The sequence below is a fragment of the Streptomyces nojiriensis genome (genome assembly GCF_017639205.1).
In the GTDB taxonomy this organism is placed as follows: domain Bacteria; phylum Actinomycetota; class Actinomycetes; order Streptomycetales; family Streptomycetaceae; genus Streptomyces; species Streptomyces nojiriensis.
In genome coordinates this window covers 7,938,779-7,964,787 of sequence record NZ_CP071139.1, presented here as the reverse complement: position 1 = coordinate 7,964,787, position 26,009 = coordinate 7,938,779, and the positions used below count along the sequence as shown (strand labels likewise).

The window sequence follows — 26,009 nt, the reverse complement described above, 5'->3', positions numbered from 1 at the left end:
CCCATGTTCGTCACAAACCCTTGCGCTGCTACTGCCTGCTGTCCGCTGTGCTGCTAGATCCCGAGCTCGTTCTCGATGAAGTCGAAGAGCTCGTCGGTCGTGGCTTCCTGGAGCTTCTCGGCCACGGCCCCGCCGCTCGAAGGGGCTTGCGGTTCACCCCATTTCGCGAGGAGGGCCTGCAGGCGCGAGGCGATGTCGGCCCGCGTCTGCCCGTCCGGATCGAGGACGGACAGCGCGGATTCGAGCTTTTCCAGTTCCGCGATGCCGGGCGCGGCCGCGGTGCTGCCGTCCTGGACGATCTCGGCGCGCAGGAACTCGGCCAGGACCGCGGGGGTCGGGTGGTCGAAGACCAGCGTCGCCGGGAGCTTCAGCCCGGTGGCCGCGTTCAGGCGGTTGCGGAGCTCCAGCGCGATCAGGGAGTCGAAGCCGAGCTCCTTGAACGCGCGGCCCGCGCCCACCTCGTCGGTGGTGGGGTGCCCGAGCGCGGTCGCCGCGTGCGAGCGGACCAGTTCCAGTACGGCCAGGGCCTGTTCGGCCTGCGGCATCACCGACAGCCGCCGGCGCAGCGCCTCGCCCGGGGAACCCTCGCCGCCCGCCCCGCCCTCCTCACCGGCGGCCGGGGCGGCCTGCGCGAGCCGCCGCACCTCGGGCAGGTCCGCGAGGAACGGGCTGGGCCGTACCGCGGTGTAGCCCGGCGTGAACCGCTCCCACTGGATGTCGGCGACGGCGACGGCCGGCTCGGCGTGGTCGAGGGCCTGCTGGAGCGCCCGGATCGCGGCGCGCGGCGCCATGGCCGGCACACCGCCGCGGTCGAGCCGCTCCCCGATGGCGCCGCCCGCGGCCAGTCCGCTGTCACCCCACCGGCCCCAGGCCACCGAGGTCGCGGGCAGGCCGTCGGCGTGCCGCTGTTCGGCGAGGGCGTCCAGGTAGGAGTTGGCGGCCGCGTAGTTGCCCTGCCCGGCGTCGCCGAGGGTGCCGGCGACTCCGGAGAAGAGGACGAACGCGGACAGGCCGAGGTCGCGGGTCAGCTCGTGGAGGGTGAGCGCCGCGTCCGCCTTGGGGGCGAGCACGGTCGCGAACCGCTCGGGGGTCAGCCCGTCGATGACCCCGTCGTCGAGGACACCGGCGGTGTGCACGACGGCGGTCAGCGGCCGGTCGGCCGGGACGGAGGCCAGGAGGGCCGCTACCGCGTCCCGGTCGGCCATGTCGCAGGCGGCGAGCGTGACCTGGGCGCCGAGCGCGGTCAGTTCGTCGCGCAGCCCGTCCGCGCCGGGCGCGTCGGCCCCGCGGCGGCTGGTCAGGATCAGGTGCTCGGCGCCGTTCGAAGCGAGCCAGCGGGCCACGTGCGCGCCGAGCGCGCCCGTACCGCCGGTCACCAGCGTGGTCCCGGCCGGACGCCACTCGGGCGCGGTCGGCGCGTCGGCGAGCGGGGCGTGGACCAGCCGCCGGCCGAACGGACCGGAGGCGCGGAGCGCCACCTGGTCCTCGGAGCCGTCACCGGCCAGTACGCCCACGAGCCGTTCGAGGGTCCGGTCGTCGGCCTGCGCGGGCAGGTCGAGCAGACCGCCCCAGCGGTCGGGGAACTCCAGCGCGGCGGTGCGGCCGAAGCCCCACAGGAGGGCCTGCGCCGGATCCTGGAGCCGCTCGGAGCGGGAGACGGACACGGCGCCGCGGGTGACGCACCACAGGGGCGCGGCGACGTTGGCGTCCCCGAGGGCCTGGACGAGCGCGGCGGTGCCGAGGAGCCCTGCGTGCGTGCGCAGCGCGGCCCCGTCGTCGCCGAGGGCGAGGAGGGACAGCACACCGGCGGGGGCGGGCGCCCCGTCCGTGGCGGCCTTCAGGGCGGCGGTCAGCGCGTCCCGGCCGGCCGCGTCGGCGGCCACGGTGACGGTACGGACCTCCGCGCCGCGGTCGGCGAGCGTACGAAGGACAGCGGCGGCCGTGTCACCGGCCGGGCCGGAGACCGCCTCGGGCACGACGACCAGCCAGGTGCCGGAGAGCCGGGTGCCGGCGGCTTCGGCGAGGGCCTTCCAGGTGACCCGGTAGCGCCAGCCGTCGACCGTGGACTGCTCACGGCTCTGCCGCCGCCACGAGGAGAGCGCGGGGAGCAGGGCGGTCAGGGGCTGGTCGCCCTCGATCCGCAGTTCGGCGGTGAGCGCGGCGAGGTCCTCGCGCTCGACGGCATCCCAGAAGCGGGCGTCGATCACGCTCTCCGCGGGCACTTCACCGGCTTCGACCGGCGCGGCCTCGGGCCAGAACCGCTGCGACTGGAAGGCATAGGTCGGCAGGTCCACGCGCTGCGCGCCGGTACCGGCGAAGACGGCGTCCCAGTCCACGGCCACGCCACGGACGTACGCCTCGCCGAGGGAGAGCCAGAAACGCTCCAGACCGCCTTCGTTACGGCGCAGGGAACCCAGGATCGCGGCTTCGCGGCCGGCGTCCTCGACGGTCTCCTGCATGCCGACCGTCAGCACCGGGTGCGGACTCGACTCGACGAACACACCGAAACCCTGCTCAAGGAGAGTGCGAGTCGCCTGCTCCAGCTCCACCGTCTGACGCAGGTTGCGGAACCAGTAACCGGCATCCAGCTCGGTACCACTGACCCACTCCCCCGTCACCGTCGACAGGAACGGAACCTCCGCCGCCCGCGGAACGATCGGAGCGAGGAGAGTGTCGAGCTCCTCACGGAGCAGCTCCACCTGAGCGGAGTGCGAGGCGTAGTCCACGGCGATCCGCTTGGCACGAACACCATCCGCCTCACAAGAAGCAAGGAGCTCCTCCAGAGCCTGGACCTCACCGGAGACCACGACCGAGGAGGGGCCGTTGACGGCGGCGACGGAGATCCGCTCCTCACCCCACGGCGCGATCCGCTCACGAACGTCCTCCGCGGGCAGCGGCACGGACACCATGCCGCCCAGACCCGCCAGCACACGGCCGATCACCTGACTCCGCAGAGCCACCACACGCGCCGCATCCTCCAGAGACAAGATCCCGGCCACACACGCCGCCGCGATCTCACCCTGCGAATGCCCGATCACCGCACCCGGACGCACACCCGCCGCACGCCACACCTCGGCCAGCGACACCATCACCGCGAACAGCGCGGGCTGCACCACATCCACCCGGTCGAGCGAGGGCGCGCCATCGGCGCCCCGGAGCACATCCACCAACGACCAGTCGGTGAAGGGCTCCAGCGCCTTCGCACACTCATCCACCCGGGCAGCAAACACGGGTGAAGCGTCCAACAGCGCCACCGCCATGCCCACCCATTGCGACCCCTGTCCGGGGAACACGAACGCGGTCTTGCCCCCGATGACCGACCCCTGGACGAGCAGGGGTGCGGTGCCTCCGGCGGCCAGGGCGGCCAGGCCCGCGAGGTGTTCCCCGGGTTCCCGGCCGATCAGTACCGCGCGCCGGTCGTGCGCCGTACGGGTGGTGGCCAGCGAGTGGCCGACATCGACGCTTCGCAGGTCAGGGCGGGTGGCGAGGTGGTTCAGCAGGCGTTCCGCCTGGCCGCGCAGCGCCTTCTCGGTCTTGGCCGTCAGCGGCCACGGCAGCGGGGTCCGCCGGTCGGAACCGGGGTCCTGCGGGGTCGTCGCGGTCAGTAGGGGGTGGGGGGTCGGCGACGCAGGGGTCCCCGGCTCGTCGGACCCCTGTTCCGCGGGGGCCTGCTCGATGATGGCATGGGCGTTGGTCCCGCTGAACCCGAACGACGACACTCCCGCGCGCCAGGGCCGGCCACCGGTCTCGGGCCAGGCCCGCTGTTCGGTCAGCAGGGCGACCTCGCCCGCGCTCCAGTCCACGTGCGGGGTCGGCTCGGCGATGTGGATGCTCTGCGGCAGCACGCCGTGCTGCATGGCCAGCACCATCTTCATCACACCGGCGACACCGGCGGCGGCCTGGGCGTGGCCGATGTTGGACTTGACGGAGCCGAGCAGCAGCGGCCGGTCCGCCGGGCGGTCCTGGCCGTAGGTCGCCAGCAGCGCCTGCGCCTCGATCGGGTCGCCCAGGGTCGTGCCCGTGCCGTGCGCCTCCACGACGTCCACCTCGGCCGTCGTCAGACGGGCGTTGGCCAGGGCCTGGCGGATCACGCGCTGCTGGGAGGGGCCGTTCGGCGCCGTCAGGCCGTTGCTCGCACCGTCCTGGTTGATCGCCGTACCCCGGACCACGGCCAGCACCGGGTGCCCGTTGCGCCGCGCGTCCGACAGCCGCTCCACGAGCAGCATGCCGACGCCCTCGGCCGGGCTGAAGCCGTCCGCGTCGGCGGAGAACGCCTTGCAGCGGCCGTCGGTGGACAGTCCGCGCTGGCGGCTGAACTCGATGAAGGTGCCAGGCGTGGACATGACCGTCACACCGCCGGCCAGGGCCATGGAGCACTCGCCGCTGCGCAGCGCCTGCACCGCGAGGTGCAGGGCCACCAGCGAGGCCGAGCAGGCCGTGTCGACGGTGACCGCCGGGCCCTCCAGGCCGAAGGTGTACGAGAGCCGGCCGGAGACGACACTGCCGGCGCTGCCGGTGGCCAGGTGGCCTTCGAGGCCGTCGGCCGCGCCCCGTACGAGGTGGGAGTAGTCGGAGCCGTTGGTTCCGACGAACACGCCGGACTGGCTGCCGCGGAGGGTCTCCGGGTCGATCCCGGCCCGCTCGAAGACCTCCCAGGAGGTCTCCAGCAGCAGCCGCTGCTGCGGGTCCATGGCGAGCGCCTCGCGCGGGGAGATCCCGAAGAACGCCGGGTCGAACGCGGCCGCGTCGGAGAGGAACCCGCCCTCGCGGGTGTAGGAGGTGCCCTGCGCGTTGGGGTCGGGGTCGTACAGCGCCTCGACGTCCCAGCCGCGGTCGGCGGGGAACTGCGAGAGGGCGTCACCGCCGGAGGCGAGCAGCTGCCACAGCTCCTCGGGGCTTCGGACACCGCCGGGGAAGCGGCAGCTCATCGCGACGACGGCGATCGGCTCGGCGTCGGACACGGAGGCGGAGGCCGCCGCTACGGGCGTGGCGCCGGCCGCGCCCTGCCCGGCGAGCTCGGCCCGCAGGTGGCGGGCGAGGACGGTGGGCGTCGGGTAGTCGAAGACGAGGGTGGGCGGCAGCTTGAGGCCGGCGGCGGCGTTCAGGCGGTTGCGCAGCTCGACGGAGGTGAGGGAGTCGAAGCCCAGCTCCTTGAACGCCCGGCCGGCCTCGACGGCGTCGGGCCCGGCGTAGCCGAGGACGGCGGCGACGGCCGTACGGACCAGCTCCAGCAGCAGCCGTTCCTGCTCGGCCTCGGGCTGCCCGGCGAGCTGCCGGGTGAGCACGGCGGCGCCGCCGCTGTCCTCGGACGCGTCGGTACGGGCGTGCTCCATGGCCTGTCGCGCCTCGGGCAGGTCGTGCAGCAGCGGCCGGGCGCGGCCGGAGGTGAAGGCCAGGACGAACCGCTTCCACTCCATGTCCGCGACGGTCAGGGTGGTCTCGTCGCGGTCCAGGGCGTGCTGGAGCGCGCTGACGGCCCGCTCGGGGGCCATCTCGATGACGCCGTGGCGGCGCATCCGGTCGCCGACGGCGCCTTCGGCCATGCCTCCGTCACCCCACGGGCCCCAGGCGAGGGAGGTCGCGGGCAGCCCGGCGGCGCGCCGGTACTCGGCGAAGGCGTCGAGGAACGCGTTGCCCGGCGCGTAGTTGCCCTGGCCGGGGGCGCCGAAGGTGGCGGCGAAGGAGGAGAAGAGGACGAACGCGGACAGGTCGAGGTCGCGGGTCAGCTCGTGCAGGTGCAGCGTGGCATCGACCTTGACCCGCAGGACCCGCTCGACCTGCTCGGGCGTGAGCGCCTCGATGACGCCGTCGTCGAGGACGGCGGCCGTGTGCACGACGGCGGTCAGCGGCTGGTCGGCGGGGACGGAGGCGAGGAGGTCGGCGAGGGCGTCGCGGTCGCCGACGTCGCAGGCGGCGAGCGTGACCCGGGCGCCCAGGGCCGTCAGTTCTTCGCGCAGCCCGTCCGCGCCGGGCGCGTCGGCCCCGCGGCGGCTGGTCAGGATCAGGTGCTCGGCGCCGCTCGAAGCGAGCCAGCGGGCCACGTGCGCGCCGAGCGCGCCCGTACCGCCGGTCACCAGCGTCGTCCCGGCCGGACGCCACTCGCGCACCGCCGGGGTCTCGGCGAGCCCGGCTCGCACGAGACGTCGTACGAACAGGCCCGACGACCGCACGGCCACCTGGTCCTCGGCGGCGTCCCCGGCCAGCACGCCGACGAGTCGTCCGAGCGTGCGGGCGTCGGCCTGCGCGGGCAGGTCGACGAGACCGCCCCAGCGCTCGCCGTGCTCCAGGGCCGTGACGCGACCGAGTCCCCAGATCGGGGCCTGCGCGGGATCGGCCTGCTGCTCGGAACGGCCCACGGAGACCGCACCACGGGTGACGCACCAGAGCGGGGCGGCGACGTCGGCGTCACCGAGGGCCTGGACGAGGGAGAGGGTGGCGATGACCCCGGCGGGGGCGGCCGAGCCGATCGGCTCCGCTTCGTCCCCGGCGGGGGTCAGGAGGGACAGCACACCCGATACGGCGGGGCCGTCGGCGAGCGCCTGACGGATCCGCTCGACCAGGTCGGCCCGTGCGTCGTGGGTACGGGGGACCGCGATCCGCCGTACGTCGGCGCCGTGTTCGGCGAGCGCGCGCACGACGGCGTCGGCTCCCTCACCGGCCTCGGGGACCGCGACGAGCCAGGTGCCGGTGAGACGGGTGGCGGCGGGTTCGGGAGCCGGCTTCCAGGTGATCCGGTAGCGCCAGCCGTCGACCGTGGAGCGCTCCTGCCGCCGGCGCCGCCAGGAGGACAGCGCGGGCAGGAGGGCGGTGAGCGTCTCGTCCCCTTCGATGGCCAGCTCGGCCGTGAGGGCGGCCACGTCCTGGCGCTCCACGGCTTCCCAGAAGTGGGGTTCGGCGGCGTCGGACGGGGACAGGGCGGGCCCGGCGTCCGGGGCGGTACCGGACTCCAGCCAGAAGTGCTCCTGCTGGAAGGCGTAGGTCGGCAGGTCCACGCGCTGGGCGCCCGTACCGGCGAAGACGGCGTCCCAGTCCACGGCCGCGCCACGCACATAGGCCTCGCCGAGGGAGAGCCAGAAACGCTCCAGACCGCCTTCGTTACGGCGCAGGGAACCCAGGATCGCGGCCTCACGGCCGGCGTCCTCGACGGTCTCCTGCATGCCGACCGTCAGCACCGGGTGCGGACTCGACTCGACGAACACACCGAAACCCTGCTCGAGGAGGGTGCGGGTCGCCTGCTCCAGCTCCACCGTCTGACGCAGGTTGCGGAACCAGTAACCGGCATCCAGCTCGGTACCACTGACCCACTCCCCCGTCACCGTCGACAGGAACGGAACCTCCGCCGCCTGCGGGGCGATCGGGGCGAGGAGGGTGTCGAGCTCCTCACGCAGCAGCTCCACCTGAGCGGAGTGCGAGGCATAGTCCACGGCGATCCGTTTGGCACGAACCCCGTCCGCCTCACAAGAAGCAAGGAGCTCCTCCAGCGCCTGGACCTCACCAGACACCACCACCGACGAGGGGCCGTTGACAGCGGCGACGGAGATCCGCTCCTCACCCCACGACGCGATCCGCTCCCGGACCTCCTTCGCCGGCAGGGGAACGGACACCATGCCGCCCAGCCCCGCCAGCACACGGCCGATGGCCTGACTCCGCAGGGCCACGACCCGGGCCGCGTCCTCGAGGGAGAGGATCCCGGCGACGCAGGCGGCCGCGATCTCACCCTGCGAATGCCCGATCACCGCACCCGGACGCACACCCGCCCCACGCCACACCTCGGCCAGCGACACCATCACCGCGAACAGCGCCGGCTGCACCACGTCCACCCGGTCGAGGGTGGGCGCACCCTCGACGCCGCGCAGGACGTCGATCAGCGACCAGTCCGTGAACGGCTCCAGCGCCTTCGCACACTCCCCCACCCGAGCGGCAAACACGGGTGAGGCATCCAGCAGCCCCGCCGCCATGCCGACCCACTGCGAGCCCTGACCCGGGAACACGAACGCCGTCTTGCCACCGACCACGGACCCGGTCACCACACCGGCGGCCAGCGAACCCGAAGCCACCGCGGCCACACCAGCCACATGATCACCAAAAACGACCGCCCGGTGATCCAGACCCGCACGCGTCGACGCCAACGACCAGCCCACATCCACCGGATCCACACCCGGCACACCCGCCAGCCAACCAGCGAGCCGCTCCGCCTGACCCCGCAACGCCCCCGCACTCTTGCCCGACAGCACCCACGGCACCACCGGCATCCCAGAGCCCGCGACCCGCTCAGCCGTCTCCGCCTCCGGCGCCTGCTCCACGATCACATGCGCGTTCGTCCCACTGAACCCGAACGACGACACACCCGCACGACGCGGGGCACCGGTCTGCGGCCAGGGCAGGTTCTCGCCGATCAGGGAGACGGCGCCCGCCTCCCAGTCCACGTGCGGGGTCGGTTCGTCGAGGTGGAGGGTCTTCGGTACGACGCCGTGCCGCATCGCCTCGACCATCTTGATGATGCTCGCGACACCGGCGGCGGCCTGCGTGTGCCCGATGTTGGACTTGATGGAACCGAGCAGCAGCGGCCGGTCCGCCGGCCGGTCCTGCCCGTAGGTGGCCAGCAGCGCCTGCGCCTCGATCGGATCGCCCAGGGTCGTGCCGGTGCCGTGCGCCTCCACGACGTCCACCTCGGCCGTCGTCAGACGGGCGTTGGTGAGCGCCTGGTGGATGACGCGCTGCTGGGACGGCCCGTTGGGTGCGGTCAGGCCGTTGCTCGCACCGTCCTGGTTGATCGCGGACCCGCGGATCACGGCCAGCACCGGGTGCCCGTTGCGCCGGGCGTCCGACAGCCGCTCCACCAGGAGCATGCCGACGCCCTCGCCCCAGCCGGTGCCGTCGGCGGCGGCGGCGAAGGGCTTGCAGCGGCCGTCGGCGGCGAGCCCGCGCTGGCGGCTGAACTCGGTGAAGGTGGCCGGGGTCGCCATCACGGTGACACCGCCGGCGAGCGCCATGGTGCACTCCCCTGCGCGCAGGGCCTGCACGGCCAGGTGCAGGGTGACCAGGGAGGAGGAGCAGGCGGTGTCGACGGTGACGGCCGGGCCTTCGAGGCCGAAGGTGTACGCGACGCGGCCGGAGGCGATGCTGCCGGAGCTGCCGGTGCCGAGGAAGCCCTCGACGCCCTCGGGGACGGAGTCCAGGCGGGCGGTGTAGTCGTGGTACATCACGCCGGCGAAGACGGCCGTCCGGCTGCCGCGCAGGGACGTCGGGTCGATGCCGGCCCGCTCGAACGCCTCCCAGGAGGTCTCCAGCAGGAGCCGCTGGTGCGGGTCCATGGCCAGGGCCTCGCGCGGGGAGATCCCGAAGGGGGCGGGGTCGAAGCGGGCGGCGTCGTAGAGGAATCCGCCCTCGCTGACGTAGCTGGATCCGGCGCTGTCGGGGTCGGCGTCGTAGAGCGACTCCACGTCCCAGCCGCGGTCGGCGGGGAACCCGGAGATGGCGTCGTCGCCGTCGGCGACGAGCCGCCACAGGTCCTCGGGGGTGCGGACGCCGCCGGGGTAGCGGCAGCTCATCGCGACGATCGCGATGGGTTCCTGGTTCTGCTCCTCTACCTCGCGCAACCGCCTGCGGGCCTGGCGCAGATCGGCGGTCGCCCGCTTGAGGTAGTCGCGAAGCTTGTCCTCGTTCACCATGTGCGTGGGCTCCATGCCAGAGAGGCGGTCGTACGGGTCTGTCCGTGGGATGTTCGGGTTGCCGGGCGGGGCGGGGTGCCCCGCCCGGCTTGCTCAGGCGCCGAGTTCGTCGTCGAGCAGGTCGAAGAGCTCGTCGTCGGTCACCGCGTCGAGGTCGTCGTCGGTGTCCTCGTCGGCGCCGGTGTGCCGTCCGGTGTCCTGGCCGGCGTTCCACTTGGCCATGAGGGCCTGGAGGCGCATCGTGATCCGCGAGCGGGTCACGGTGTCCGCGTCCGTCGCGTCCACCGCGCCCAGGGCGGTCTCCAGCCGGTCGAGTTCGCCGAAGACGGTGGGTCCGTCGGCGCCGAGGGGCAGGGCGGAGCGCAGGTATCCGCTGAGCTGCTCGGGGGTCGGGTAGTCGAAGATGAGCGTGGCCGGGAGCCGGAGTCCGGTGGCCGCGCCGAGCCGGTTGCGCAGTTCGACCGCGGTGAGCGAGTCGAAGCCCAGCTCCTTGAACGCGCTGCCCGCTTCGATGGCGGCCGCGCCGTTGTGGCCCAGTACCTGGGCGACGTGGGTGCAGACCGTGTCGAGCAGCACCCGGTCCCGTTCGGCGGGCGGGAGTTGGGCCAGCCGCTCCGCGAGCGTCCCCGGGGCGTCCGCCGGGGCGCCGCCGCTCGTCCTGCGACGTACGGGCGTACGGAGCAGGCCGCGCAGCAGCGGGGCGACGGTGTCGCCCACCTGGGCCTGGAGGGCGGCCAGGTCGATCCGGGCGGGCACGAGCAGGCTCGCGGCCCCCGGTTCCCCGGCATCGGCGACGGCGGCCGTCCTCGCCCGCACGGCGGCGTCGAAGAGGGCCAGCCCGTCGGCCGCCGACAGCGCGTTCATGCTGCCGCGGTCGAGGCGCCGCCGGTCCTGCTCGTCGAGGGTGGCGGCCATGCCGGCCTCGTCGTCCCACAGGCCCCAGGCGAGCGAGAGGCCCGCCAGGCCCTGTGCCCGGCGGTGCTGGGCGAGCGCGTCGAGGAAGGTGTTGCCGGCCGCGTAGTTGGCCTGGCCGGCGTTGCCGAACACGCCGGCCGCCGAGGAGAACAGGACGAACGCCGCCAGGTCGAGGTGCCGGGTGAGCTCGTGCAGGTTCCACGCCGCGTCGGCCTTGGGCCGCAGCACCTTCGCGATCCGCTCGGGCGTCAGCGAGGTGACGGTGCCGTCGTCGAGCACACCCGCGGTGTGTACGACGGCCGTCAGCGGGTGTTCCGCCGGGACGGCCTTGAGCACGGCGGCCAGCGCGTCCCGGTCGGCCGCGTCACAGGCCGCCCAGGTGACCTGGGCGCCCGACGCGGTCAGCTCGTCGGCGAGTTCGGGGGCGCCGTCGGCCGCCGCGCCGCGACGGCTGGTGAGCAGCAGGTGCCGTACGCCGTGCTCGGCGACGAGGTGCCGGGCGAGCAGGCCGCCGAGGGTGCCGGTGGCCCCGGTGATCAGGACCGTGCCCTCGGGACTGACGGTGCGGGTGGCGTCCTCGGACGGGGCCGCGGACGCGGTGAGGGCGGCGCGGGCCAGGCGGGGCGCGCGTACGGTTCCTCCGCGCAGGGCGAGCTGGGTCTCGTCGGTGGCGAGCGCGGCGGGCAGGGCCCCGTAGGAGGGGTCCTCGCCGTCGAGGTCGACCAGGACGAACCGGCCGGGGTGCTCGGCCTGCGCGGAGCGCACCAGGCCCCACACCGCGGCGTGCGCGAGGTCGGTGACGTCCTCGTCGGGGTCGGCGGCGATGGCGCCGCGGGTGACGACCACGAGCCGGGACGCCGCGAACCGCTCGTCCGCCAGCCACCCCTGGACGAGGTCCAGGGCGTGCGCGGTCGCGGCGTGCGCGGCCGGGCCGGGGGCCGGCGCGGCGAGGTCGGACGCCAGGGAGAGCAGGACCGTCTCCGGTGCCGGCTCCCCCAGCGCCTCGGCCATGTCGAAGGCCTCGCCCAGGGCGTTCAGGTCCGGGTACGCCGCTCCGTGCGGGTCTTCGAGGAATCCGGCCCGTTCCAGACCGGCGCCGGCCTTGAGCGGGTCCGCGCCGAGCAGTGCCACGCGGCCGTCGCCGGAGCCCGGCGGCGGCTCGGGCAGCGCCAGCGCCGTCCAGTCGACCTGGAACAGCGCCTCGCGGACGGGTCCGGTGCCGGAACCGGCGGCGATGCCGTCGGCGGCGAAGGGGCGCAGCACGAGCGAGTCGACGGTCAGGACCGGGGCTCCGGTCCCGTCCCACAGGGTCAGCGTCACCGCGTCCCGGCCGGCCGGTGCCATCCGTACGCGCAGCGCGGCGGCGCCGGCGGCGTGCAGCCGTACGCCGTCCCAGGAGAACGGCAGCCGCGCGCCCTGCGGGCCCTGGGGGAAGAACTCCCCGAGCCCGACGGCGTGCAGGGCGGCGTCGAGCAGCGCCGGGTGGAGTCCGTACGGGGCGGCTTCCGGGAGGCGGTCCTCGTCGAGGGCGACCTCGGCGAACACCTCGTCGCCGAGCCGGTGGGCCCGGCGGAGGTTCCGGAAAGCGGGGCCGTAGCCGAGTCCGATGGCGTCGAAGCCCGGGTACAGGTCGTCGACGGGGCAGGCGACGGCGCCGGCCGGCGGCCACTCCCCCAGCGCCTGGACACCGGTGTCCCGGGCGTCCGTGGCGTCGGGGTCGTCCGGGGCGTCGGGAGCCAGGACGCCCTCGGCGTGACGGGTCCACGGCTCATCGGGGGTGATCCGCTCGGGGCGCGAGTAGACCTGGAAGGCCCTGCGGCCCCGCGCGTCCGGCTCGGCCACGGCGAGCCGCAGCTGCGTCCCGCCCGTCTCCGTCAGCACCAGCGGCGCCTCCAGGGTGAGCTCGTCAAGGCGGCCGCACCCGGCGTGGTCGCCCGCACGGACAGCCAGTTCCACCAGCGCGGCACCCGGCAGCAGGACGGTGCCCGCGACGCGGTGGTCGGCCAGCCAGGGGTGGGTGCGCAGGGAGAGGCGCCCGGTGAAGAGGAAACCGTCCGAGTCGGGCAGGTCGACCGCCGCACCGAGGAGCGGGTGCGCGGTCGGGCCGAGCCCGGCGGAGGCGACGTCGCCCGTGAGGGCGTGGGCGGGTGCCTCCAGCCAGTAGCGCTGCCGCTGGAAGGCGTAGGTGGGCAGGTCCGCCCTGCGGGCGCCGGTGCCGGAGTAGTACGCGTCCCAGTCGACGGCGATGCCCCGCAGGTGCGCCTGGGCGAGGGCCGCACCGAGGGTGGCTTCCTCGGGGCGGTCCGCGCGCAGGACGGGGAGGAAGGCCGCGCCGTCGCGCGTGAGGCAGTCCTGAGCGAGTGCGGAGAGGACGCCTTCGGGGCCGAGTTCGACGTACGTCGTCGCCCCGGCGTCCTCCAGGGCCCGGATGCCGTCGAGGAAGCGGACCCCCTCGCGGACGTGCCGGACCCAGAAGTCGGGCGAGCCCATCTCGTCGGTGACGAGGGCGCCGGTCAGGTTGGACACGACCGGGATGCGGGGGCTGTCGTACGTCAGCCCCTCCACGACCTCGCGGAAGGCGTCGAGCATGCCGTCCATGTGCGGCGAGTGGAACGCGTGGCTGACGGCGAGCCGCTTGGACTTGCGCTCGGCGAACGCGGCCACGATCGCCGTGGCGGCGTCCTCGTCACCGGCGATGACGACCGACTGAGGGCCGTTGACCGCCGCGATGCTCACGCGGTCCGTCAGCAGCGGCAGCACCTCGTCCTCCGAGGTCTGCACCGCGATCATCACGCCGCCGGCCGGCAGCGCCTGCATCAGGCGGCCCCGGGCCGCGACCAGCGCGCACGCGTCGTCCAGCGAGAACACCCCGGCGACGTGCGCGGCGGCGATCTCACCGATGGAATGCCCGGACAGGAGGTCCGGCTTCACTCCGTACGACTCCAGCAGCCGGAACAGCGCCACCTCGACCGCGAACAGCGCGGGCTGGGTGTACTCCGTACGGTCCAGCAGCGCCGCGTCCGCCCCGAACAGGACGTCCTTCAGCGGCAGTTCGAGAGCCAGCCGCTCGTCCACCGCGTCCAGCGCGGCAGCGAACACCGGGAAGGCCGCGTACAGCTCACGCCCCATCCCGAGGCGCTGGCTGCCCTGCCCGGTGAACAGGAAGGCCAGCTTCCCGGCGGTCGGCGAGCCTTCCAGAAGGCCGGCCGTCCAGTCGCCGTCGGCGAGCGCGGCGAGACCGGCGAGGAAGCCCTCGCGGTCCTCCGCGACCACCGCGGCCCGCCGGTCGAGGGCGGTCCTGCTCGTGGCCAGGGCGTAGCCGACGTCCACGGGGGACAGCCCGGGGTGTTCGGCCACGTGCGCGGCCAGGCGCGCGGCCTGCTCGCGCAGGGCCTGCGGGTCCTTCGCCGAGAGGAGCCACGGCAGGCTGCCGGGCACGCGGGCCGGCTCGGGCCGCGCCTCGGGCTCCGCCGGCTCGGGCGCCTGCTCGATGACGGCGTGGGCGTTGGTGCCGCTGAAGCCGAAGGAAGAGACGGCGGCCCGGCGCGGGCGGCCGGTCTCCGGCCAGTCCGTGGCCGACGCGAGGAGGGTCACGGCTCCCGCCGCCCAGTCGACGTGCGGGGTCGGCTGGTCCACGTACAGGGTCTTGGGCAGGATTCCGTGCCGCATCGCCATGACCATCTTGATGATCCCGGCGACACCGGCGGCGGCCTGCGTGTGGCCCATGTTGGACTTGATGGAGCCGAGCAGCAGCGGCTGGTCCGCGGGCCGGTCCTGGCCGTACGTGGCCAGGAGCGCCTGCGCCTCGATCGGATCGCCCAGGGTCGTACCCGTACCGTGCGCCTCCACGGCGTCCACCTCGGCGGCGGACAGACCGGCGTTGGAGAGCGCCTGGCGGATGACGCGCTGCTGGGAGGGGCCGTTCGGGGCCGTCAGGCCGTTGCTCGCACCGTCCTGGTTGATCGCCGTACCCCGGACCACGGCCAGCACCGGGTGCCCGTTGCGGCGGGCGTCGGAGAGCCGCTCCACCAGGAGCACACCGGCGCCCTCGGACCAGCCCGTGCCGTCGGCGTCGGCGGAGAACGCCTTGCAGCGGCCGTCGGCCGCGAGGCCCCGCTGCCTGCTGAACTCCACGAAGGCCGCGGGCGTCGCCATCACGGTCACGCCGCCCGCCAGGGCGAGCGAGCACTCCCCGCTGCGCAGGGCCTGCACCGCGAGGTGCAGGGCCACCAGGGAGGAGGAGCAGGCGGTGTCGACGGTGACCGCCGGGCCTTCCAGGCCGAAGGTGTACGAGAGGCGGCCGGAGATGACGCTGGCCGCGTTGCCCGTGCCGAGGAAGCCCTCGACCCCCTCGGGCAGCGCCGCGAGCCGGGAGGCGTAGTCGTGGTACATGACGCCCGCGAACACGCCGGTCCGGCTGCCGCGCAGGGTCCGCGGGTCGATGCCGGCCCGCTCGAAGGCCTCCCAGGAGGTCTCCAGCAGCAGGCGCTGCTGCGGGTCCATCGCGACGGCCTCGCGCGGCGAGATCCCGAAGAACGCCGGGTCGAAGGCGGAGGCGTCGGAGAGGAAGCCGCCCTCGCGGGCATAGCTCGTACCCTCGCGGCCGGGGTCGGTGTCGAAGAGACCGTCGACGTCCCAGCCGCGGTCGTCGGGGAAGCCGGAGATGACGTCCCGGCCTTCCAGAACGAGCCGCCACAGCGCTTCCGGGCTCTCGACTCCTCCGGGGTACCGGCAGCCCAGACCCACGATCGCGATCGGCTCGTCGTCGCGGACGGCGACGGCGACCGGTGCGGACGGCGCGGCGGGTACCGCTCCGAGCAGCTCGGCCCGCAGGTGGTCGGCCAGGACCGTGGAGGTCGGGTAGTCGAAGACGAGGGTGGCGGGCAGGCGCAGCCCGGTGGCGGCGCCGATCAGGTTGCGCAGCTCGACGGCGGTCAGGGAGTCGAAGCCCAGCTCGCGGAAGGAACGGTCGGCCTCGACCGCCTCGGGCCCGGCGTAGCCGAGCACCGCGGCGACCTGGGTGCGTACCAAGTCCAGTACGAAGAGCTGCTGTTCGGCGTCCGTCAGGCCGACGAGGCGTGCCGCCGGTCCGGATGCGTCGGGGGCGGTGGCGCCGGCGGCGCGGCGTGCGGGCGTACGGACCAGGCCGGAGAGCAGCGGCGGGAGCATGCCACTGCCCGCCTGGGCCCGCAGGGCGGCGAGGTCCAGCTTCACCGGCACCAAGAGCGGCTGCCCGGTGGCGGTGGCGGCGTCGAACAGCGCCACGCCCTCGGCGGCGGTGAGCGCGCTGACGCCACCACGGCCGAGCCGGGACACGTCCTCGGCACCCAGGACGCCACCCATACCGCCCACCTCGGCCCACAGACCCCAGGCCAGGGACGTGGCCGCCAGACCCCGCGCCCGACGCCGGGCGGCCAGGGCATCCAGGAACACGTTGCCGGCCGCGTAGTTGGCCTGCCCGGCACCACCGAACACACCGGCGGCGGACGAGAACAGCACGAACGCGGAGAGGTCCAGGTCCCGGGTGAGTTCGTGGAGGTTCCACGCCGCGTCGACCTTCGGCCGGAGCACGGCCGACAGACGCTCGGCGGTCAGCGAACCGGCCACACCGTCATCCAGAACACCGGCCGTGTGCACGACCCCGGTCAGCGGGTGCTCCGCGGGTATGCCTGCCAGTACGGCCGCCAGGGCCTCCCGGTCGGCCACGTCACACGCCGCCCACGACACCTCGGCACCCAGACCCGCAAGCTCGGCGGACAGCTCAGCCGCCTCGCCACGACGGCTCACCAGCAGCAGACGCCGTACACCGTGCTCGGTCACCAGGTGACGGGCAAACAGCCCGCCCAGCGAACCACTCGCACCCGTCACCAGCACCGTGCCATCGGCATCCCACTCGACCGTCGACTCACCGGTCACAAGGGCACGTGCCAGCCTCGGCACGAACACAGCACCGTCGCGCACCGCGACCTCGGACTCGCCCGAAGCCAGTACGCCGGGCAGCGCGCGGTAGGAGGCGTCGGTGCCGTCCGTGTCGGCCAGGACGATCCGCCCCGGGTTCTCCGACTGCGCCGAACGCACCAGACCCCACACCGCAGCGTGGACCAGGTCCGACACACCCTCACCGGGTACGGCTTCCACCGCACCCCGCGTCAGGAACACCAGTCGCACATCAGCGAACCGCTCATCGGCCAGCCACTCCTGCACCAGCGCCAGCACCCGACCCGTTGCCGCATGCACCGCTCCCGACACATCCCCCGCATCAGCCACCGGGACCAGCGGGACACACACCAACGCCGGGTCCGAGAGCGCCGCGAGACCGCCCTCATGGGTCACATACCGCACACCCGCCGCGTCCAGGCCGGAGTGCCCCTCCCCGAGCAGCACCCAAGGACGCTGCCCGGCTGCCGGCACCGGGGCGAGCGGCACAGCCGTCCACTCGACCTCGAACAGCGACTCCAGGCGACCACTACGCGCCGCCCCGATCTGCTCGGGCGAGACCGCCCGCAGCACGAGCGAGTCCACCGAGGCGACCGGCTGACCGGCGGAGTCGGCGAGCTCCAGTGACACCGCACCGTGTCCGGCCGGAGCCAGACGGACGCGCGCCGCCGAGGCGCCGGCCGCGTGCAGCCGTACGCCGTTCCACGCGAAGGGCAGTCGGGCGCCTTCGGCGGTGTCGGCCTCCGGGCCTGCCGTCAGGGCGCCGTCGAGCGCCAGGGTGTGCAGCGCGGAGTCGAGCAGGGCGGGGTGGAGCCCGAACGCGTCGGCGTCCGCCTGGGCGCGCCCGCTCAGGTCGATTTCGGCGAACAGCGCGCCGTCGTGCCGCCAGGCCGCCCGCAGGCCCCGGAACAGGGGTCCGTAGCGGAGTCCGGAGGCGTCGAGCAGCTCGTACGCGTCGTCCACGGGGATGGGGACCGAGCGCGTGGGTGGCCAGACGCCGAGGTCGGCGGTGGCGGCACGGACGTCCTCCACCAGCAGTCCGGAGGCGTGCCGGCGCCACGGTTCGTCGTCGACGTCCGAGTCGGCGTCGGTGTCGGCCGCGCGGGAGTACACGGCTACCGCACGGCGGCCCGAGGCGTCCGGTGCTCCGACCGTGACCTGTACCTGGACGGCGTCGCCCGCGTCCGACAGGACCAGCGGGGCCTGGAGCGTCAGCTCGTCGAGGGCCGGGGCGCCGACCCGTTCGCCCGCGTGCAGGGCCAGCTCGACGAAGGCCGTCCCCGGGACGAGGACGGAGCCCATGACGGAGTGGTCCGCCAGCCAGGGGTGGGTGCGCAGCGAGAGCCGGCCCGTGAGGACGCACCCGTCGGCGTCCGCGAGGGACACCGCCGCGCCCAGCAGCGGGTGGCCGGCTGCCACGAGGCCGAGGCCGGTCGCGTCGCCGGGCAGCGGGGTGCCGGTCTCCGGCCAGAAGCGCTCGCGCTGGAAGGGATAGGTGGGGAGGTCGACGCTTCGCCCGCCCGTCCCGGCGAACCAGGCGTGCCAGTCGGTTTCGACGCCGCGCACGTGTGCCCGGGCGAAGGTGGTGACGACGGTCTCCGCTTCGGAGCGGTCCGCGCGCAGCGTCGGGGCGAAGTCGGCGCCGGTCGCGTCGGTGGCGCAGTCCTGGGCAAGGGCGGAGAGGGTGCCGTCGGGGCCGAGCTCGACGTAGGTCGTCACCCCGGCGGCTTCGAGGGCGCGGATGCCGTCGAGGAAGCGGACGGCGTCGCGGACGTGGCGGACCCAGAAGTCGGGTGAGGCGATCTCGTCGGTGACGAGGCCGCCGGTCAGGTTGGACACGATCGGGATGCGGGGGCTGTCGTACGTAAGCCCCGCCACGACCTGGCGGAAGGCGTCGAGCATGCCGTCCATGTGCGGCGAGTGGAACGCGTGGCTGACGGTGAGGCGCTTCGTCTTGCGATCGGCGAACGACTCCGCGACGGCGACCGCCGCGTCCTCGTCACCGGCGATGACCACCGACTGCGGACCGTTGACGGCCGCGATGCTGACGCGATCGGTCAGCAGCGGCAAGACCTCGTCCTCCGACGCCTGCACCGCGACCATCACACCACCGGACGGCAGCGCCTGCATCAGACGACCGCGGGCCGCGACCAGCGCGCAGGCGTCGTCCAACGAGAACACTCCGGCGACGTGCGCCGCGGCGATCTCGCCGATCGAGTGACCGGACAGGAAGTCCGGCCGCACACCCCACGACTCGAGGAGGCGGAACAGCGCCACCTCCACCGCGAACAGCGCCGGCTGCGCGTACTCAGTGCGGTCCAGCAGCGCCGCGTCGTCCCCGAACAGGACATCCTTCAGCGGCAGTTCCAGCTTCGCGCACACCGCGTCCAGCGCCCCCGCGAACACCGGGTAGGCCGCGTACAGCTCACGCCCCATCCCGAGGCGCTGGCTGCCCTGCCCCGTGAACAGGAACGCGGTGCGGCCGCCCTTGGCGACCGTGCCCCGGACCAGACCGGGCACCGTCCGCCCGTCGGCGAGTGCGGCCAGGGCGGTGACGGCCTCGGCGCGGTCCCGGGCCACGACCACGGCGCGGTGGTCGAACCCGGCGCGGTTCGTGGCCAGGGAGTACGCGAGGTCCGTGAGCGCGAGCTCCGGGCGGGTCTCCAGGTGGGCGCCCAGGGTACGGGCCTGTGCGGACAGGGCGTCCGCGCTGCGGCCCGAAAGGCGCAGCGGGAGCACGTCGGGCGTGCTGACGCCCTCCGCTTCGGCCGGGGCGGCCTCGGCCGGCGGCTGCTCGATGATCGTGTGCGCGTTGGTGCCGCTGATGCCGAACGACGACACGCCGGCCCGGCGGGGCCGGCCCGTCTCCGGCCACGGAACCGGCTCCGTCAGCAGGCTGACGGCGCCTTCCGACCAGTCCACGTGCGGCGACGGCTGCTCCGCGTGCAGGGTGCGGGGCAGTACGCCGTGCCGCATGGCGAGCACCATCTTGATGACGCCCGCGACACCCGCCGCGGCCTGGGTGTGTCCGAGGTTGGACTTGATGGAGCCGAGCAGCAGCGGCTGGCCGGCCGGCCGGTCCTGGCCGTAGGTGGCCAGCAGCGCCTGCGCCTCGATGGGGTCGCCCAGGGTCGTGCCCGTGCCGTGTGCCTCGACCGCGTCGACCTCGGCGGCCGACAGACCGGCGCTCGCGAGGGCGGCGCGGATCACCCGCTGCTGCGAGGGGCCGTTGGGCGCGGTCAGGCCGTTGCTCGCACCGTCCTGGTTGACGGCGGAGCCACGCACCAGGGCCAGCACCGGGTGACCGTTGCGCCGGGCGTCCGACAGCCGCTCCACGAGCAGCATGCCGACGCCCTCACCCCACCCCGTACCGTCCGCGTCGGCGGAGAAGGCGCGGCAGCGGCCGTCGGCGGAGAGGCCACGCTGGCGGCTGAAGCCGACGAACGTGCCCGGGGTGGCCATGACGGTGACACCGCCGGCGAGGGCCAGGTCGCACTCGCGGGTGCGCAGGGCCTGGATCGCCATGTGCAGGGCGACCAGCGAGGAGGAGCACGCGGTGTCGATGGTGACGGCGGGGCCTTCGAGCCCGAAGGTGTACGAGACGCGTCCCGAGGCGATGCTGCCCGTGCTGCCGGAGCCGAGCGAGCCGTCCGCGCCGTCGGCCGAGCGCTCCAGCAGGGCGGCGTAGTCGTGGTACATCACGCCGGCGAAGACGCCGGTGCGGCTGCCACGCACGTCGGCCGGGTCGATGCCGGCGCGTTCGAAGGCCTCCCAGGTGGTCTCCAGCAGCAGCCGCTGCTGCGGGTCGGTGCCGACCGCCTCGCGCGGGCTGATCCCGAAGAACGTCGGGTCGAATCCGGCGGCGTCGTGCAGGAAGCCGCCGTGGCGGGTGTAGGAGGTGCCGGGGTGGTCGGGGTCGGGGTGGTACAGCGACTCGACGTCCCAGCCCCGGTCGGCCGGGAAGCCGGTGATGGCGTCGCCGCCGCTCTCCAGCAGCCGCCACAGCTCCTCCGGGGTGGTCACTCCACCCGGGTAGCGGCAGCTCATCGCCACGATCGCGATCGGGTCGTCGTCGTCAGCGCCGGTGATGCCGGAGCCGGGCCCGGCGGCCGCGTCCTGGGACGCGGGGCGGTCCCCGCCGAGTTCGGCGGAGAGGTGACGGGCCAGGGTGAGCGAGGTCGGGTAGTCGAAGACCAGGGTGGCGGGCAGTCGGCGGCCGACGGCGGCGCCGAGCCGGTTGCGCAGTTCGACGGCCGTGAGGGAGTCGAATCCCAGCTCGTTGAAGGCGTGTCCGGGTTCGATGGCGTCCGGGGTGCCGTGGCCGAGCACGTCGGCGACGTGGCCGCGGACGAGGTCGAGCAGCAGCCGCTCCCGTCCGGGGGCGTCGAGGCCGAGGAGGCTCCGTTCCAGGGCGGACTGCTGCGTCTCGGCCCGCCCGCCGCCACCGGTCCCGGTCGCGGCGGTGCGCCGTACGGGGGCGCGGACCAGCCCGCGCAGCAGCGGGGCCACGCCCGCCCCGGCGGAGGGCAGCGTGAGCCGCATCGGCACGAGCAGGGCCTGACCGGCGCCGTCCGAGCCGGCCTCGGAGCCGGCCGCGGCCAGGGCGTCGGCCAGGTCGAGGAGGGCGAGGCCGTCGGCCGCGGTGAGGCCGTGCACGCCGCCGCGCTTCATCCGGTCGAGGTCGGCCTGGTCCAGCGCGCCGGCCATCCCGTCGGCGTCCTCCCACAGGCCCCAGGCCAGGGAGACGGCCGGAAGGCCCTGGGCCCGGCGGTGCTGGGCGAGGGCGTCCAGGAAGGAGTTGGCGGCGGCGTAGTTGCCCTGGCCGGGGGCGCCGAAGACGCCGGCGGCCGAGGAGAACAGGACGAACGCCGACAGGCCGAGGTCGCGGGTCAGCTCGTGGAGGTGGAGGGCGGCGTCGGCCTTGGGCCGCAGGACGGCGTCGAGGCGTTCGGGCGTGAGCGAGTCGATGACGCCGTCGTCGAGGACACCTGCGGTGTGGACGACCGCGCGCAGCGGACGCGCGGCGGGTATCGCCGCCAGGGCGGCGCCGAGCGCCTCCCGGTCCGCCGCGTCACACGCGGTCCAGGTCACGTCGGCGCCGAGCTCGTTGAGCTCGCGCGTCAGCTCGGCCGCGCCGGGCGCCGTGTCGCCGCGCCGGCTCAGCAGCAGCAGGTTGCGTACGCCGCGTTCGGCGACGAGGTGCCGTGCGACGAGCCGGCCGAGGGTGCCGGCGGCCCCGGTGACGAGGACGGTGCCTTCGGGGTCGTACGAGGGGGCCTCGGCCGCAGTGCCGGAGGCGGCCCTGGCCAGCCGGGGAGCGTGCGCGGCGCCCTCGCGCAGGGCGAGCTGCGGCTCCTGCGCGGCGAGGACGGCGTCGAGGTCGGCCCCGGACACCTCGGCGGGCGGTACGTCGGTGTCGACGAGGACGAAGCGGCCCGGGTGCTCGGACTGTGCGGAGCGCACGAGGCCCCAGACGGCCGCGTGAACGGGGTCGGGTACTCGGTCGCCGGTGCGGACGGCGACCGAGCCCCGGGTCAGGAGGACGAGCCGGCTGTCGGTGAGCCGGTCGTCGGCGAGCCAGCGCCGCAGCAGGCGGAGCGTGCCCTGCGTGGCCGTGTGGACGGCCTCGGGGGTGAGTTCCGGCGCGGCGGGCAGGTGTACGAGGACGGTGCCCGGGACGGGCGCCCCGGTGTCGAGGGCCGTCTCCAGCGCGTCGGCGGGGGACGGCCCGTCAAGGACCAGCCGCTGTTCGTCGGCCGTGCCCGGGGCGTCGGCCGGGACGCGGAGGGTCAGCGGGATCCACTCCACCCGGAACAGGGAGTCGTGGGGGCCGCCCGCCCCGGTGTCGAGCTGTCCGGCCGACACGGTGCGCAGCGTGAGCGCGGCGATGTCCGCGACGGGCGCTCCGGAGCCGTCGGCGAGCGCGAGCGACACCGTGTCCGGGCCGGCCTTGGACAGCCGGACGCGCAGCGTGGAGGCGCCGACGGCGTGCAGGGACACCCCGGTCCAGGAGAACGGCAGTCGGCCGCGGCCGGTGTCCTCGACGAGTCCGGCGATGCCGATGGTGTGCAGGGCGGCGTCGAGGAGGGCGGGGTGCAGCCCGAACAGGGAGGCGTCGGCGCGCTGTTCGTCCGAGGTGTCGATCTCCACATAGGCCGCCTCCCCGGTCACCCAGGCGGCGCGGACGCCCTGGAAGGCGGGGCCGTAGTGGAGTCCGGCCTCCGCGAGCCCGGAGTAGAGCTCCTCGACGGGCAGCGGCGTGGAGTCGGCCGGGGGCCAGGTCTCGGGGGCGTACGACGGCTGCGGGGCGCCGACGGCGAGGACACCGTCGGCGTGCCGGGTCCACGGCCGTTCGGCCGCGTCGCTGTCGGCTGCGGGGGCGTCACCCGACGGCTCGGGGCGGGAGTGCACGCCGAGGGAGCGGCGGCCCGTGGCGTCGGGGGCGCCGACCCACAGCTGGAGCTGGACGCCGCCGTCCTGGGGCAGGACGAGCGGGGCGTGCAGGGTGAGTTCCTCCAGCAGGTCGCAGCCGACCTGGTCGCCGGCCCGGATGGCCAGCTCCACGAAGGCGCTGCCGGGCAGCACGACCGAGCCCATGACGGTGTGGTCCGCGAGCCAGGCGTGGGTGTCCAGCGAGAGCCGGCCGGTGTACAGGAAGCCGTCGAGGTCCGCGAGGGCGACGGCGGCGCCGAGCAGCGGGTGGCCGGCGGTTCCCAGACCGGCCGCGGAGACGTCCCCAGGGGGGCGTCCGGCGTCGAGCCAGAAGGGCTCGCGCTGGAAGGCGTACGTGGGCAGGTCGACGCGCTCCACGCCGGTCCCGGCGTAGTAGGCGGCCCAGTCGACGGCGGTGCCGCGGACGTGCAGGCGGGTGAGGGCGCCGGTCAGGGTGCCGGTCTCGGGGCGGCCGGAGCGCAGTACGGGTACAAAGACGGCCGTGTCGGCGTCGTCGGCCAGGCAGTCCTGGGCGAGGGCCGAGAGGACGGCGTCGGGGCCGATCTCGACGAAGTGGACGACGTTGCGGGCGGCGAGCGCGCGGATGCCGTCGAGGAACCGGACGGCCTCGCGGACGTGCCGCACCCAGAACTCGGCCGATCCCATCTCGTCGGAGACGAGGCCGCCGGTCAGGTTCGAGACGATCGGAATGCGCGGGGCCTCGAAGGACAGCCCCGCCACGACCTGGCGGAAGGCGTCGAGCATGCCGTCCATGTGCGGCGAGTGGAACGCATGGCTGACGGCGAGCCGCTTCGTCTTGCGATCGGCAAACGACTCCGCGACGGCGACCGCCGCGTCCTCGTCACCGGCGATGACCACCGAGCGCGGACCGTTGACCGCCGCGATGCTCACCCGGTCGGTAAGCAGCGGCAAGACCTCGTCCTCCGACGCCTGCACCGCGATCATCACACCGCCGGCGGGCAGCGCCTGCATCAGACGACCGCGGGCCGCGACCAGCGCGCAGGCGTCCTCCAGCGAGAACACTCCGGCGACGTGCGCCGCGGCGATCTCACCGATCGAGTGACCGGACAGGAAATCCGGCCGCACACCCCACGACTCGAGGAGGCGGAACAGTGCCACCTCCACCGCGAACAGCGCCGGCTGCGCGTACTCAGTGCGGTCCAGCAGCGCCGCGTCGTCCCCGAACAGGACATCCTTCAGCGGCAGTTCCAGCTTCGCGCACACCGCGTCCAGCGCGGCCGCGAACACCGGGAAGGCCTCGTACAGCTCACGCCCCATCCCGAGGCGCTGGCTGCCCTGCCCCGTGAACAGGAAGGCGACCTTCCCGCCGACCGGGCGGCCGAGGGTGACGCCCGGGGCCGAGCCGTCCGGGTCGAGGGCGGCGAGGGATTCCAGTGCGCGGACGAGACCGGGCTCGTCCGCGGCCGTGAGGACCGCACGGTGCTCGAAGTCGGTGCGCCCGCTCACGAGCGAGTGCGCGACGTCCCCGGCGCGCAGGCCGGGGTGGGCGGTCAGGTGCGCGTGCAGCTTCGCTGCCTGGGCGCGCAGGGCGGCCGGTGACTTGGCGGAGAGGTTCCACAGCGGCGGTACGGGGGCCACGGCGGCGGGCGGCTCGGGCGCGACGGCCTGCTCAGGCGCGGCGGGCGGCTCGGGGGCCTGCTCGATGACGGTGTGGGCGTTGGTGCCGCTGATGCCGAACGAGGAGACGCCCGCGCGGCGGGGCGCGCCGGTCTCGGGCCACGGTACGGACTCGGTGAGCAGCCGGACGGCGCCCTCCGACCAGTCGACGTTCGGCGTGGGCTCGTCGACGTGCAGGGTCTTGGGCAGGACGCCGTGGCGCATCGCCATGACCATCTTGATGATCCCGGCGACGCCGGCGGCGGCCTGGGTGTGCCCGATGTTGGACTTGATCGAGCCGAGCAGCAGCGGCCGGTCGTCCGGCCGGTCCTGCCCGTACGTGGCCAGGAGCGCCTGCGCCTCGATCGGGTCGCCGAGGGTCGTTCCGGTGCCGTGGGCTTCCACGGCGTCGATCTGGGCGGGCGAGAGCCGGGCACCGGCGAGCGCCTCGCGGATGACCCGCTGCTGGGAGGGCCCGTTGGGCGCGGTCAGGCCGCTGCTGGCGCCGTCCTGGTTGACGGCTGTCCCGCGGATCACGGCGAGGACGGGGTGGCCGTTCTCTCGGGCTACGGAGAGCCGTTCGAGGACGAGCATGCCGGCGCCCTCGCCCCAGCCGGTGCCGTCGGCGGCGGCGGCGAAGGACTTGCAGCGGCCGTCGCCGGCCAGTCCGCGGTGGCGGCTGAACTCGGTGAAGGTGCCGGGCGTCGACATGACGGTGACGCCGCCCGCGAGGGCGAGGGTGCACTCGCCGCTGCGCAGGGCCTGGGCGGCGAGGTGGACGGCGACGAGCGAGGAGGAGCACGCGGTGTCGACGGTGACGGCCGGGCCTTCCAGGCCGAGCGTGTAGGCGATGCGGCCGGAGGCGATGCTGCCGGAGCTGCCGTTGCCGAGGAAGCCCTCGATCTCCTCGGGGACGCTGAACAGCCGGGCGGCGTAGTCGTGGTACATCAGGCCCGCGAAGACGCCGGTGCGGCTGCCGCGCAGCGTGGCCGGGTCGATGCCGGCGCGTTCGAAGGCCTCCCAGGAGGTCTCCAGCAGGAGCCGCTGCTGCGGGTCCATGGCGAGGGCCTCGCGCGGGGAGATCCCGAAGAACGCCGGGTCGAAGTGGTGGGCGTCGTGGAGGAATCCGCCGACCTGCTCGTAGGCCTCGATCCCGCTGTCGGGGTCGGGGTCGAAGAGGACCTCGGCGGGCCATCCCCGGTCGGCGGGGTACGGCGAGACGGCGTCGGCGCCGCCTGCGACGAGCTCCCACAGCCGTTCGGGGGTGTCGATGCCTCCGGGGTAGCGGCAGCTCATCGCGACGACCGCGATCGGCTCCTGGTCCCGCTCCTCCACCTCGCGCAGCTTCCGCCGCGCCTCGCGGAGGTCGGCCGTCGCCCGCTTGAGGTAATCGAGGTACTTCTCCTCGTTCACCAT

General features: G+C 74.5%; 2 protein-coding genes. Both read right to left on the bottom strand.

What is annotated here, in order from left to right; genetic code table 11:
* Positions 1 to 53 precede the first annotated feature (53 nt).
* Complete coding sequence (locus JYK04_RS36150) at positions 54 to 9,668, bottom strand: type I polyketide synthase (protein ID WP_373317565.1); 9,615 nt, start codon at positions 9,666 to 9,668, stop codon at positions 54 to 56.
* 96 nt (positions 9,669 to 9,764) lie between these two features.
* A complete protein-coding gene (locus JYK04_RS36145; protein ID WP_208809281.1) occupies positions 9,765 to 26,009 on the bottom strand; it encodes a type I polyketide synthase in 16,245 nt (5,414 codons plus the stop codon).

Bases quoted from the DNA above. Each gene is read 5' to 3' on its own strand.
- JYK04_RS36145 (WP_208809281.1), bottom strand. From the start codon at position 26,009: ATGGTGAACGAGGAGAAGTACCTCGATTACCTCAAGCGGGCGACGGCC.